The organism is Frigidibacter sp. MR17.24, assembly GCF_037095655.1.
Taxonomy (GTDB): Bacteria; Pseudomonadota; Alphaproteobacteria; order Rhodobacterales; family Rhodobacteraceae; genus Frigidibacter.
In genome coordinates, this window is sequence record NZ_JBAWKE010000001.1 from 384,118 (window position 1) to 396,772 (window position 12,655).

Annotated in this window: 14 protein-coding genes and 1 pseudogene; 10 read left to right on the top strand and 5 right to left on the bottom strand. The window is 73.1% G+C overall.

Annotated features, from left to right (window positions below; all coding sequences use genetic code 11):
- Both V8J39_RS01870 and V8J39_RS01875 read left to right on the top strand, forming a co-directional pair.
- Positions 1–210, top strand: a pseudogene (locus V8J39_RS01870) (heme NO-binding domain-containing protein); the annotation flags it as partial.
- A gap of 831 nt (positions 211–1,041) precedes the next feature.
- The gene (locus V8J39_RS01875; protein WP_336459169.1) at positions 1,042–2,049 is read left to right on the top strand and encodes a GGDEF domain-containing protein; all 1,008 of its coding nucleotides are present in this window, start codon (positions 1,042–1,044) and stop codon (positions 2,047–2,049) included.
- Positions 2,050–2,310: 261 nt separating this feature from the next.
- Here V8J39_RS01875 and V8J39_RS01880 read toward each other — a convergent pair whose 3' ends face one another.
- Together V8J39_RS01880 and V8J39_RS01885 are read right to left on the bottom strand one after the other, a co-directional pair.
- Positions 2,311–2,997 carry an aminotransferase class IV gene (locus tag V8J39_RS01880; protein ID WP_336459170.1) on the bottom strand — a complete coding sequence of 229 codons (687 nt, stop codon included), beginning with the start codon at positions 2,995–2,997 and terminating at the stop codon, positions 2,311–2,313.
- Positions 2,949–4,103: an aminodeoxychorismate synthase component I gene (locus V8J39_RS01885; RefSeq protein ID WP_336459171.1), complete on the bottom strand. Its 1,155-nt coding sequence runs from the start codon at positions 4,101–4,103 to the stop codon at positions 2,949–2,951. The genes V8J39_RS01880 and V8J39_RS01885 overlap by 49 nt, the downstream gene beginning before the upstream one ends.
- 144 nt (positions 4,104–4,247) lie before the next feature.
- On the opposite strand from V8J39_RS01885, the gene V8J39_RS01890 reads away from it, so the two are divergent.
- Positions 4,248–4,922, top strand: a complete 675-nt coding sequence (locus V8J39_RS01890; protein WP_336459172.1) for a thermonuclease family protein — start codon at positions 4,248–4,250, stop codon at positions 4,920–4,922.
- A gap of 78 nt (positions 4,923–5,000) precedes the next feature.
- Positions 5,001–5,258: a YdcH family protein gene (locus V8J39_RS01895; protein WP_336459173.1), complete on the top strand. Its 258-nt coding sequence runs from the start codon at positions 5,001–5,003 to the stop codon at positions 5,256–5,258.
- Between the two features lie 105 nt (positions 5,259–5,363).
- Here V8J39_RS01895 and V8J39_RS01900 read toward each other — a convergent pair whose 3' ends face one another.
- The 3 genes from V8J39_RS01900 to V8J39_RS01910 all read right to left on the bottom strand — a co-directional run bounded on the left by V8J39_RS01900 (position 5,364) and on the right by V8J39_RS01910 (position 8,391).
- A complete protein-coding gene (locus tag V8J39_RS01900) occupies positions 5,364–6,758 on the bottom strand; it encodes a helix-turn-helix domain-containing protein (protein WP_336459174.1) in 1,395 nt (464 codons plus the stop codon).
- An 86-nt stretch (positions 6,759–6,844) separates the two neighbouring features.
- Positions 6,845–8,032 (bottom strand): multidrug effflux MFS transporter, encoded by a 1,188-nt coding sequence (locus V8J39_RS01905; RefSeq protein WP_336459175.1) that lies wholly within the window; start codon positions 8,030–8,032, stop codon positions 6,845–6,847.
- Complete coding sequence (locus tag V8J39_RS01910; protein ID WP_336460171.1) at positions 8,029–8,391, bottom strand: DMT family protein; 363 nt, start codon at positions 8,389–8,391, stop codon at positions 8,029–8,031. Before V8J39_RS01910 ends, V8J39_RS01905 begins: the two co-directional genes overlap by 4 nt.
- 238 nt (positions 8,392–8,629) lie before the next feature.
- On the opposite strand from V8J39_RS01910, the gene V8J39_RS01915 reads away from it, so the two are divergent.
- The 6 genes from V8J39_RS01915 (at position 8,630) to V8J39_RS01940 (ending at position 12,630) form a co-directional block, all read left to right on the top strand.
- Positions 8,630–10,162, top strand: coding sequence for an acyl-CoA carboxylase subunit beta (locus V8J39_RS01915; protein WP_336459176.1), 1,533 nt, complete (start codon positions 8,630–8,632; stop codon positions 10,160–10,162).
- 7 nt (positions 10,163–10,169) lie between these two features.
- Positions 10,170–10,589: a RidA family protein gene (locus V8J39_RS01920; RefSeq protein ID WP_336459177.1), complete on the top strand. Its 420-nt coding sequence runs from the start codon at positions 10,170–10,172 to the stop codon at positions 10,587–10,589.
- Positions 10,586–10,975, top strand: coding sequence for a DUF6497 family protein (locus V8J39_RS01925; RefSeq protein WP_336459178.1), 390 nt, complete (start codon positions 10,586–10,588; stop codon positions 10,973–10,975). Before V8J39_RS01920 ends, V8J39_RS01925 begins: the two co-directional genes overlap by 4 nt.
- A 283-nt stretch (positions 10,976–11,258) precedes the next feature.
- Positions 11,259–11,666, top strand: a complete 408-nt coding sequence (locus V8J39_RS01930; protein WP_336459179.1) for a hypothetical protein — start codon at positions 11,259–11,261, stop codon at positions 11,664–11,666.
- Between the two features lie 358 nt (positions 11,667–12,024).
- The gene (locus V8J39_RS01935) at positions 12,025–12,237 is read left to right on the top strand and encodes a hypothetical protein (RefSeq protein WP_336459180.1); all 213 of its coding nucleotides are present in this window, start codon (positions 12,025–12,027) and stop codon (positions 12,235–12,237) included.
- Positions 12,238–12,420: 183 nt separating this feature from the next.
- The gene (locus V8J39_RS01940) at positions 12,421–12,630 is read left to right on the top strand and encodes a hypothetical protein (RefSeq protein WP_336459181.1); all 210 of its coding nucleotides are present in this window, start codon (positions 12,421–12,423) and stop codon (positions 12,628–12,630) included.
- Positions 12,631–12,655 lie beyond the last annotated feature (25 nt).

The window sequence follows — 12,655 nt, forward strand, 5'->3', positions numbered from 1 at the left end:
CACGGCGCGGTGCGGGCGGTGCCGGCGGCGCTGGTGGCCCCGGTGCTGGCGGGCCTCGTGCGGGCGATGGCCGACGACTACGGCGCGCTGGCGCTGATCGACCTGGCCGAGACCGCGCCCGACCGGTTCGAGATCGTGCTCGACCTGCTCGAGGATCGCTATGCCCCCGGCCGCGGCTTCCGGCTCGCGGCGGCGGCGGGGGGCGAGTGAGCGATGGGCGCCGACCGCCTCCGTCGCCCGGCGCGGCTCCGCCCCGTCGGCGCCTGCGCCCCGCCCGCCGGCCTTGGCCGCGAGGGGCGCCAGGCCCTGGTCGGCGCCGCGGCCCTGTCACCGCCCGCGCCCGCGCCCGCGACGGCGACCGCGACCGCGACGGCGACCGGGCCCGACGCCGCCGCCATCCCGTGCCCGACCGAGGGCCGCCGTCCCGACCGGCCCGCGCGCGCCATGACCGGACTGACCGGAGCCCCTGTCGGCGACCCTGACGGCGACCCTGTCGGCGGCCGGGCCGACGCGGACGGGTCGCCGGTGCCGGGCGCGGCCCCTGATCCGCGGGCCGGCGCGGCAACCGGCCGCGCCCCCACGACAGCCGGCCCCGGCTGCCGCTCCGGCACTATCGCGGGGACCATCGCCGGGACGGTCGCAGCCGGCCAAGCTCCGGCCGACTGCGCGGGCGCGGGTCCCGAGCACGCCCCCGGCCCCGCGCCCGTCGCGGCCTCCGGCCCGGCTCCCGCGCCTCGCCTCCGGCCCGGCCCGAAGTCCGGCCCGCAGTTTGGCCCGCAGTCCGGCCCTCGGTCTTTCCCGCAGTCCGGCGTCCTGTCGGTTCCCCTATCCGACCTCCTGTCCGGCCCGGCGGGCCCGGGCGAGGCGACGGTCGCCGGCGGCCGCGTCGGCGGCCCGCCCGTCGCGGGGGACGGCCCGGCGGCGCCCCCGGGTGCGGGCGGGGACGGGCTCGCCCGCCCGCCCGCCCCGACGCCGGAGCCGGCCGAGGGCCGGCGCAGTACCGATCCGGTCGCCGACGGTGGGGGCGGCGCGGGCGGCGGCGTGCAGACCGGCTGGCCCGAGCTTGGGCGGCTGATGCCGCTGTTCCTCGCGGTCTCGGCCACGGGCGAGGTCGTGGCGACGGGGCCCACGCTCGCGCGCATCCTCGGCGCGCCGGCGCCCGGCCGGCCCTTCGACGCGCTGTTCCAGCTGTGCCGACCGCCGGGCGCGGCGGGCTTTGCCTGGCTCGTCGCGCATCGCCCGCGCCGGATCGAGCTTCTGGTGACCGCGGGCAAGGGCACCCGGCTGCGCGCCCAGGCGGTGCCGGCCCGGCTGCCGGACGGGGCGGGCTGGCTGTTCAACCTCGGCTTCGGGCTCGACGTCGCGGGGGCGGTCGCCGACCACCTGCTGACCGATGCCGATTTCGCCCCGACCGATCCGACCGTCGACATGCTCTACCTGCTCGAGGCGAAATCCGCCGTCGCGGCCGAGCTGCGCGGGCTGGCGCTGCGCCTGGAAAGCGCGCATCGCGACGCGCTCGCCCGGGCGCTGACCGATCCGCTGACCGGCCTTGCCAACCGCCGCGCCTTCGAGGCCGCGCTGGCCGACGCGATGCGCACCGCCCGCCGGGGCGAGGATGGCTTCGCGCTCGCCCATCTCGACCTCGATCACTTCAAGCAGCTCAACGACAGCGCCGGCCATGCCGCGGGCGATGCGGTGCTGTGCGACGTGGCCACGATCCTGCGCGCCGAGATCCGGGCCCGCGACATGGCCGCGCGGCTTGGCGGGGACGAATTCGTGCTGCTGCTGCGCGGCCCGCTCGACCAGGCGCAGGCCGAGGCGATCTGCACCCGGGTCATCGACCGGATCACCGCGCTCGGGCGCGGCGCGGTCGCGGCGGAACCCGGCGCCGCGCGCACGGGCGGGGTCAGCGGCAGCTTCGGCATCGCCCTGTCGCGCGACTACCCGGCCGGCGATCTGGGCCGGATGCTGGGCGATGCCGACCGCGCGCTCTACGCCTCGAAGGCGGCGGGCCGCGGCATCGTCACCCGCGCCGCGCCCGAGGGCTGAGGCCCGCCGCCGAGCCTGAGCGCACCGGGTCGCGGTCCGCCCGCGCGACCGGCCGCCGCCCGCCCTCGCGGCGCCGGTCACGCGCGCGGGTGGCCATCTGGTCCGGCACGGCGCCGCGGACGGCCCCTCGACCTGCCGCCACCGCGGCGCCGGCGCGTCCGGGCGCCGCCCGTGCCCGCGGGGCAGGCGACGGGCCGCGGCGGGCTGGTGGTGCGGGTCGGCCGCGAACGGCACCCCGGGGCGCCGCGCGAGCCGGGCGCGTCAGTCGGGGAGGGCGACGAGATGGGCGGGGATCAGCCCGCGCAGCGCGTTGCCGCACCACAGCTGCGCCCGCGGCAGGTCGCAAAGCGGCAGCGGCGCCTCGCGCAGGCGCCCCTCGGCCAGCAGCGCCGCGCGCAGCACGCCCGGCAGGCAGCCCTCGGCCAGCGGCGGCGTCGACAGCCCGTCGCCCAGATCGAAGACCAGCGTCGTGATCGTGCCCTCGACCATGCGGTCCGCGCCATTGGCATAGACAAGCTCGTCGATCCCCGCCGGCAGCGCCGCCCGGTCGCGGTCGTAAAGCGCGCGCGCCGTGGTCTTGTGGCCGCGCAACGGATCGCCCGCGTCGATCCGCGTCGGCGCCAGCGCCACGCGCCAGCCCGCGGGTCCGGCCGGCAGCGGTGCCGCCACCGCATCAAGCGCCCCGTCGCGCGCCAGCGTCAGCCGCAGCCGCAGCGGCGCCCGTCCGAACCCCGGTCCTGACCCCAGTCCCAACCCCGATCCGGCGACGGCGGCCGCCAGCGCCGCCTCGGCCGCCGCGCGGTCGAAGGCAAAGCCCAGCGCGCGCGCCGATCCCGCCATCCGGTCCAGGTGCCGCCCGGCGCGCGGCGCCGCCTGCCCGGACCACAGCAGCGTCTCGATCAGGCGGTCTCCGGCGGCCAGAGCGGCCTCGCGAAACGGCTTTTCCACAGCGCTTCCTCCCATTCGCCGCGCGGCGTGCTGTCGTGCACGATGCCGCCGCCCACGTCCAGCCGCGCGCGCCCGTCCTGCACCGCCAGCGTCCGGATCGCGACGTTGAACGCCGCGCGCCCGTCGGGCGCCGCCCAGCCGATCGCGCCGCAATAGGCCCCGCGCGCCCGGCCCTCGAGCGCGGCGATCACCTGCATCGCGCGGATCTTCGGCGCCCCGGTGACCGAGCCGCAGGGGAACAGCGCCGCGATCAACTCGGGCAGGTCCAGGGGCCCTGCAAGCGTGCCGCGCACCTCGGAGACCATCTGGTGCACCGTCGCGTAATGCTCGACCCGCCACAGCTCGGGCACCCGCACCGTGCCCGGCCGGCACAGCCGCGAGATGTCGTTGCGCAACAGATCGACGATCATCAGGTTCTCGGCCCGGTCCTTCTCGGACCGCGCCAGCGCGCGCGCGGCGGCCGCGTCGCGCGCCGGGTCCGGGTCGCGCGGCCGCGTGCCCTTCATCGGCCGCGTCGCGATCCCGCCCGCCCCGTCGAGCGCGAAGAAACTCTCGGGCGAGAGCGAGACCAGCGCCGGCGCCTCGGGCAGCGTCACCAGCGCGGCATGCGGCACCGGCTGGCGCGCCCGCAGCGCCGACCAGAGCGCCGCGGGCGCGGCGGCGCAGCGGGCCTCCATCGGGAAGGTCAGGTTGACCTGATAGCAGTCGCCCGCCGCGATGTAGTCGAGCACCCGCGCCACCCGCGCCTCGTGCTCGGCCTGGGGCACGAGGGGCGCGAAGGCGCCAAGCGCCTCGGGGTCGGGACGGGCCCCGGGCGAAGGCGGCTGCACGGGCGGCGGGGCGGCCGGCGCCAGCGGCCCCGGCGCGTCGAACACGCCAAGGTGCACCAGCGGGCCTGGCCCCCGCGGCAGGTCGGCCAGCCGCGGCTCGAAGGCGGCGGCGGCCTCGTAGGCGATCATCCCCGCGATCCAGCCGCCGGCGCGGCGCGCGGCCTCGGCGGCCTCGAGCACGCCCCAGACCTCGGCCGGGGTGTCGGCGCGCAGGACCGCCCGTGGGCGGTCGAACGCCACCGGCTGCCCGCCCGGGCCGTTCACCAGTTGCATCATCGCCCCCAACCCGGCATGCCCCCGCCTGTTCGCGTCATGGCCCCGAAGCGGCCGCAGTTCGGCGCGACCATTCGCCCAAAGCCCGGCCCCGGGCAAGGCCGCGCGCGGCACCGCCGGGCCGAAACCGACCTGGAAGATCCTGCCATGCGCCGCCTGACCCGCCTTGTGCCCCTGATCGCCGCCCTCTGCCTCGCGGGCGCGCCCGCCGTCGCGCAGGTGCTGACCGGCCGGCCGCAGGTGCATGACGGCGACACGCTGCGGCTGGGGGGCGAGCGCATCCGCCTGTTCGGCATCGACGCGCCCGAACTCGCGCAGTCCTGCACCAATGCCGAAGGGCGGGACTGGGACTGCGGCGGCTGGTCGCGCCATCACCTCGCCGCGCTGGCGGGGCGCGAGATCCGCTGCGAGGGGATCGAGCGCGACCGCTACGACCGGCTGGTGGCGCGCTGCTTCCGCCGCGGCCGGGACCTTGGCGCCCAGATGGTCGAGGACGGCGCCGCCTTCGCCTACCGCGCCTATGCGCTCGATTACGTCGATGCCGAGAAACGTGCCGCGATCGCCGCGCGCGGCCTGTGGGCGGGCGCGGCCGAGCGGCCGGCGGACTGGCGCGCGGCGCAGCGGGCCGCGGCGCCCGACCCGGCCCCGCCGCAGGCCGGCTGCGCGATCAAGGGCAACATCTCGGGCAACGGCCACCTGTATCACCTGCCGGGCATGGCCAGCTATGGCGCGACCCGGATCGACACCGCGCGCGGCGAGCGGTGGTTCTGCTCCGAGGCGCAGGCGCGGGCGGCGGGCTGGCGGCGGGCCGGGGGATCGTGACCCGGTCTTGATCCGGATCAAGGCGGGCGCGGCGGCGGGGTGCTTGACTGGTCCCGTCGCAAGAAGGGAGTGCCCCAGATGACCCATGTTCCCCACCAGATCGCCGAGGATTTCCCCGAGCATGTGGAGCGGCTGCACCTGCTGAAGATCGCCGACCCGCGCTTTGCCACGCTTGTGGCCGAGTATGACGAGGTCAACCGCGCGGTCTACAAGGCCGAGACCCTGGTCGAGCCGATCGCCGCCGCCGCCGAGACCGAGCTGCGCCAGCGCCGCGCCCGGCTGAAGGACCAGATCGCGCATTTCCTGACCGGCGGCATGGTGCCCGCGCAGGGCTGAGCCCCCGCAGGCGACGCCCCTGCGCAGGCGACGCCCCGCGCAGACGACGCCTGTCCGCAACCGGACCCGCCCGTCACGCCCGCGCTGAGCGCGCGGCGGGCGGGCTCAGGCGATCTCGTAGGGCAGCAGCCCGCGCCGCTCGGGGTCGACCCGCAGCCGCCGCTCCAGCGGCGGGACCGAGCGCTGGTGGCAGTCGCGCCGCTCGCAGATCCGGCACGAGATCCCGATCGGCTGGTAGGCGCGCGGGTTCGACGGGTCGAGGTCGTCGGCATAGACCAGCTGCGCGGCATGGGCGACCTCGCAGCCCAGGCTGATCGCATAGCGCCGCACCGGGGCGGTGAAGCTGCCCCCGGGCTTGGAGACATCGCGCGCGAGCGAGAGATAGCGCACCCCGTCCGGCGTCTCGACCAGCTGGCGCAGGAAGCGCCCCGGCGTCTCGAAGGCCTGGTGCACGTTCCACAGCGGGCAGGCGCCGCCGAAGCGGGCGAACTGCAGCCGCGTGGCCGAATGGCGCTTGGTGATCGTGCCGGCCTGATCGACGCGGACGAAGAAGAACGGCACCCCCTTCAGCCCCGGCCGCTGCAGCGTCGACAGCCGGTGCGCCACCTGCTCGATCGAGGCGCCGAAGACATCGGCCAGCCGCTCGAGATCGTGGCGGCTCTCGCGCGCGGCCTCGATGAAGGCGGTATAGGGCATCAGCGCGGCGCCGGCGAAATAGTTCGCCAGCCCGATCTTGGCGATCGCCCGCGCCGTCTCGGTCTGGAAGCGCGCCAGATCCAGCGTCGCCTCCAGCAGGTCGTTCTGCGTCAGGAGCGCGATCTGGTGCAGCACCTGGAACCGCCGCGTCGCATCCGCGATCCGGGTCGAGATCACCAGCCGGTCCGGGACCTGCTGGCGGAATTCGGCGATGTCGGCGAATTCCAGCGCGATCCCGCGCCGCTCCAGCGCCGCCGCCGCCGCCTCGACCACGTCGCGCCGCCGGCCGCCGGGGCAGGCGAAGCGCTCGGCCGCGCGGTCGACGGCGTCGATGTAGTTGTCGCAGTAGTGGAAGAAGTCGCGCACCTCCTCCCAGGGGCTGGCATGGACCGAACTGCCGTCGCGCCCCAGCGCCTCGTCCAGCGAGGCGAGCCGTTCGTGCGTCTGGCGATAGGCGCGGTGCAGCTCGAGGAAGGCGCGCGCCAGCGCCGGCGCGTTCGACGCCGCCAGCCGCAGGTCGGCGAGCGGCGGCGCGGCATCGGCGAAGACCGGGTCGGCCAGCGCCTCGCGCATGTCCGACACGATCCGCTCGGCATCGCCCGCCGTCAGCTCGGTCACGTCCAGCCCGAACTCGCCCGCCAGCGCCAGCACCACCTGCGCCGAGACCGGGCGATGGTTGTTCTCCATCTGGTTGAGATAGGGCAGCGACACCCCGAGTTTTTCGGCGAAGGCCTTCTGCGTCAGGCCCAGCCGCCCGCGCGTCTCGCGCAGCTTCAGCCCGGCATAGAGCTTCTGCGTCGCCATCCGTCCCTCCCCAGCCGGTTTGCCAAGTGAAAGGTACCCTTTGCAAAGCGCCGCGGAAAGCCCCCGCGCGCGCCGCGCCCGGCCCGTTACAGCCCCAGCCGGCGGGCGCGGTGCCGCACCCACAGGATCGACGGGATCGCCAGCAGCGACGAGGTCAGCATCAGCCCGATCAGCGGCGTGGCGCCGGTGTCGTCATGCAGCATCGCCCCGGCCAGCGCCGCCAGCGCCGCGCCGGTGCCGATCGCCATCATCCCGCCCAGGCCCGCGGCCGAGCCCGCAAGTTCGGGGCGCACCGACATCGTGCCGGCGGTGGCCGACGGCAGCAGCATCCCGTTGCCAAGCGCCATCACCCCCACCGCCGGGAAGAACACCGCCGGATGCATCGCCCCCGCCAGGTCGACCGCCAGCGCCACCGCCATCGGCAGGCTGCACAGCACCGCCCCGATCAGCACCGCCCGGTCCATCCCCAGCCGGATCGCGAACCGCCCCGACAGGAAGTTGCCCACGGCATATCCCAGCGCCGGGAAGGCGAAGAACATCCCCACCTGCCCGGGGCTCAGCCCGAAGACGACCGAGCCGACGAAGGGCGCGCCGCCGACATAGGCGAAGAACCCGCCCGAACCCAGCGCCGCCGCCAGCGCATAGCCCCAGAACCGCTGCGAGCGCAGCAGCGCCGGATAGGCCGCGAACTGCGCCCGGAACGAGCTTTGGCGCACCACCACCGTCTCGGTCATGTCGCACCAGGCGATGACCAGCGCCGCGCAGGACAGCGCGAACAGGAAGCCGATCGACGCGCGCCAGCCGAAGGCCTCGTCCAGCGCGCCGCCGATCATCGGCCCCAGCATCGGCGCCAGCGCCATGCCCATGGTGATGTAGCCGATCCGGCTTGCCGCCTCGGGGCCCGGCATCACGTCGCGCACCGCGGCCCGCCCCAGCGGCACCGCCGCGGCGATCACCGCCTGGAACATCCGCGCGACCAGGAAGGCCGCCGCCGTCTCGGCCACCATCGACCAGAAGGTCGCCACCGCGAAGATCGCCAGCACCGCCAGCATCAGCGGCCGCCGCCCGAACCGGTCCGAGACCGGCGCGATCACCAGCTGCGCCAGCGCCGAGGCCGCGAGATAGCCCGAGACCGCGAACTGCATCACCGCGTAGTCGACGCCGAAATACCGCGCCATCCCGGTCAGCGAGGGCAGGAACAGGTTGATCGACAGCGCGCTCATCGCCGAAAGCGAGACCAGCGTCAGGATGTGGGGGCTGCGCGGCACGCTCATGGCCGCGCCCCGGGGCCCAGGAAGATCAGCGCCGCGCCGCAGCCGATCAGCGCGAATCCCAGCAGGTGGCGCCAGGTCGGCGCCTCGCCCAGCCAGGCCCAGGCGAAGATCACGAAGACCGACAGCGTCACCACCTCCTGGATCACCTTCAGCTGCGCGGCCGACAGCTGCCCGTATCCGATGCGGTTTGCCGGAACCTGCAGCAGGTATTCGAAGAAGGCGATGCCCCAGCTGGCCAGGATCGCCACGGCAAGGGGGGCCGACTTGAATTTCAGGTGGCCATACCAGGCGAAGGTCATGAAGATGTTGGAAGCGACCAGCAACAACACCGTCCAGAGCGCGGGCGGCAGGGCGGGCAGGGCGAAAGGCATCGACATGGCTCCGGGGGCGGGAATGGTTGCACTGCTACCCTTTGCCGCGGCGCAGGGCCAGCGCCCGCCGCGCGGTCGTTGCGGAATTTGCGGATACGCAATTTGCAGAACGTTGCTTGCCAACACTTTGCAAATTTTCGCAATCGGACTTGGTAACAATCTTGCGCAGCGCTAGCTTGCGCAGCAATGGCGGGGTCTTGCCCCCGCGACGAACGGGGGGATCGCGATGAAGGACATCCTGCAACAGCTCGAGGAGCGGCGTCAGCAGGCGCGGCTCGGCGGTGGCCAGCGCCGGATCGACGCCCAGCATGCCAAGGGCAAGCTGACCGCGCGCGAGCGGATCGAGCTTCTGCTCGACGAGGGGTCTTTCGAGGAATTCGACATGTTCGTCGCCCACCGGGCGGTCGATTTCGACATGCAGGCCGACAAGCCGGCGGGCGACGGGGTCGTCACCGGCTGGGGCACGATCAACGGCCGCATGGTCTATGTCTTCTCGCAGGACTTCACCGTCTTCGGCGGCTCGCTGTCGGAAACCCATGCGCTGAAGATCTGCAAGATCATGGACATGGCGGTGCAGAACGGCGCGCCGGTGATCGGGCTGAACGACTCGGGCGGGGCGCGGATCCAGGAAGGTGTCGCCTCTCTTGCGGGTTACGCCGAAGTCTTCCAGCGCAATGTCATGGCCTCGGGCGTGGTGCCGCAGATCTCGGTGATCATGGGTCCCTGCGCCGGCGGCGCGGTCTATTCCCCGGCGATGACCGACTTCATCTTCATGGTGAAGGACACGAGCTACATGTTCGTGACCGGCCCCGACGTGGTGAAGACCGTGACGAACGAGGTGGTGACCGCCGAAGAGCTGGGCGGGGCCTCGACCCATACCCGGAAATCCTCGGTCGCCGACGGCGCCTTCGAGAACGATGTCGAGGCGCTGGCCGAGGTGCGCAGGCTCTTCGACTTCCTGCCGCTCAACAACCGCGAGAAGGCGCCGGTGCGGCCGTTCTTCGACGACGTCGCCCGGGTCGAGGAAAGCCTCGACACGCTGATCCCCGACAACCCGAACCAGCCCTACGACATGAAGGAGCTGATCGCCAAGGTCGCGGACGAGGGCGATTTCTACGAGATCCAGAAGGACTTCGCCGGCAACATCATCATCGGCTTCATCCGGATCGAGGGGCAGACCGTCGGCGTCGTCGCCAACCAGCCGATGGTGCTGGCGGGGTGCCTCGACATCGACAGCTCGCGCAAGGCCGCGCGCTTCGTGCGCTTCTGCGACTGCTTCGAGATCCCGATCCTGACCTTCGTCGACGTCCCGGGCTTCCTGCCGGGCACGAGCCAGGAATACGGCGGCGTCATCAAGCACGGCGCCAAGCTTCTGTTCGCCTATGGCGAGGCGACGGTGCCGAAGGTGACCGTGATCACGCGCAAGGCCTATGGCGGCGCCTATGACGTCATGAGCTCGAAGCACCTGCGCGGCGATTTCAACTATGCCTGGCCCACGGCCGAGATCGCGGTGATGGGCGCCAAGGGCGCGGTGGAAATCCTGTACCGGTCCGAACTGGGCGCGCCCGAGAAGATTGCCGCGCGGACGAAAGAGTATGAAGATCGCTTCGCAAACCCCTTTGTCGCCGCGGAAAAAGGCTTCATCGACGAGGTGATCCAACCGCGCTCGACCCGGCGGCGGGTGGCCCGCGCCTTCGCCTCGCTCCGCGGCAAGCGGCTTGAGAACCCGTGGAAGAAGCACGACAACATCCCGCTGTGATCACGACATGAGCCTGTTCCATCTCCTTGCCCAGGGCCCGCGCCCGGTCGCGCCGTTCAGCCACGCGACCGAGGCCGATGGCTGGGTGTTCCTGACCGGGCAGATGCCGACCGATCCGGCGGCGCCGGACGCGGCGCTGCCCGAGGGCATCGTGGCGCAGACCCGGCGGGTGATGGACAACCTGGCGCTCGTGCTGGAAGGTATCGGCCTTTCCTGGTCGGATGTCCTTCAATGCCGTTGCTACCTCACGCAGTTCGAGCGGGATTATCCCGCCTTCAACGAAACTTACGCCGCGTACTTCACGCCAGATCGCAGGCCCGCTCGCACCACGATCGGGGTGACCGCCCTGGCGGTCGGCGCCCTGGTCGAGATCGACTGCCTGGCGCGGCGCCCCGAGCGGCCGCACCGGCCGGAGGCCGAGCGATGATCCGCCTTGCCGCCCTGCTGCTGCTGCCCGCGCCGGCGCTGGCCGCGCCGATCGTCACGCCCTCGGGGCTGGCGGTCGAATGGGTCGAGACGCTGCAGGACGCGCACGGCCCCGAGGGGCTGACGGCGCGGTTCCGCTTCCTCGCGCCCGGGATCGCCGGCGGCGAGGCGGCGGGGCTCGACCTCGATGCGGTGTCGGCGGACATGCAGTGGCTGTGCGACAGCTTCGCGCTGCCGCGGATCGCGACGACGGGCCCGCAGCCGCGCCAGATCGTGATCTCGCTGGCGGACCGCGAGATGCCCTTCGGCGAGACCGATCCCGAGGCGACCCAGTTCTTCGAGGCCTACCAGCCCGGCGAGGGCGCCTGCGAATGGGAGATGTTCTGATGGCGCGCGCGACGGTCCGGCGGGGTTGCGGCGCGCGGGCGGGCGTGGTGGTCTTCGCACCGACCGCCCCCCTGCACGGAGACCTGCCTTGCCCCGAACTTTCCTGCTTTTCGCGCTCTGCGGCCTTGCGCTTTGCGCCTGCTCGCGCGAACCCTCGCCGCTGGTCTACATCGAAGACCCCGCCGCCCCCGCGGCTGCGGCCAACTGACACCTGCCGGGCCGCCGGCCCTGGCCGGCGCGCCTGCGCCCCCCGGTCGCGCGGCCCCCTGAGACGGAGCGCGCCATGCTGAAGCATCGCGGTTTTCCCGGCCGCCTGACCGGCACCGATTTCCAGTTCACCATCCGCCGCGCGGTCAACCGCAAGGGGGTGACCAAGATCATCCGCCGCGAGCGGTTCAAGGACCGCGCCGCGATGGACCGCCGCGCCGACGAGGCCTTCATGGCCGCGTTGTGGAACCATTTCGGCGAAGAGCCTTTCGAGCGTGGCAACCTGGATGCGGGACGGCTGTCCTGGCTGTTCGGCCGCGAAGTCGTGGCCGCAGAAGATCCTTTCGATCCGCAAAGTTACGAGGCGATGTTGAAAATCGACCTCAAGCGCGCCCAAGCGTCTTTCCCCGCCGTCTTCGCCGAGGAGCAGGACGACTGGGGCTTTGACGACGACGAGGATGGCGACTGGGAAGACGAGGACTGAGCGCGATGCTGCCGACGCCTGTTCAGCCTTGGCCGGAATTCGCCGACGCAGCTTCGGGCGTTCAGCTTTGCGTTGCATCGCAACCATTAGCCACGCATCGTCGGGATGTGGCGGCCGGCGCGATCAGCGACGCCGCACCGGTTCGTTGTAACCGTTACCCTTCCCCTGACTTCCGACCCGGTCCCGCGCGGACCGGGTCGGCTTTTCCCCCGGCCCGGCATGACGGCCCGGGCAATGCCCGCGCGTGCGACGTGCGTCGGCAAAGCGGCGCCCATGCGCGCGCTATCTGCTTTTCGGAACCGAAACCGCCGTTAATATGTTGCAAGACAACAACCCGTACGGAAGGCGGAGCATCATCATGCGCAATTCGAAACTTTTCCTCCTCGCGATTCTCGGCGCCGCGGCCGTCGCCGGATGCACCCAGACTGACGGCGGCCGCGCCGCTCTGGGCGCCGGCGCGGGGGCTCTCGTCGCCGACGCGACCGACAACAACGTGCTCGCCGGTGCCGCGATCGGCGGTGCCGCAGGCGCCCTGTGCGACGACGCCGGCATCTGCCGCCGCTCGTACTGAGCCGGGCCGCGCCGTCGGGGCGCGCAGCGATGTTGTGGCCGCCGTACCCGCCGGGTGCGGCGGCCTCGTCGTTTCCGGGCCGGCGCAGCGGCCGCTTTTGCCCGCAGAAACAATGCGTGTCGGGAACCTGTCGCGCCATGACCGGTTGCGGTTGCGATACTGCAACAGTGTGAAGGGTTCCCCATGCAACGGACTGCACTCGCCATCGGCCTCGTCCTCGTCACCGGACTCGCGGCCTGCGGACAGAACGACCTCGAACGCGGCGCGGTCGGCGCCTCGATCGCCGGCATCGGGGCCGTCGCGACCGGCAACGGGCTGGGCACCGTCGCCGCGGCCTCGGCCGCGGGCGCGGCCGCCGGTGCGCTTTGCGACGACGTCGGCGTCTGCAACTAATACGTCTTTCGACATGATCCGCTGC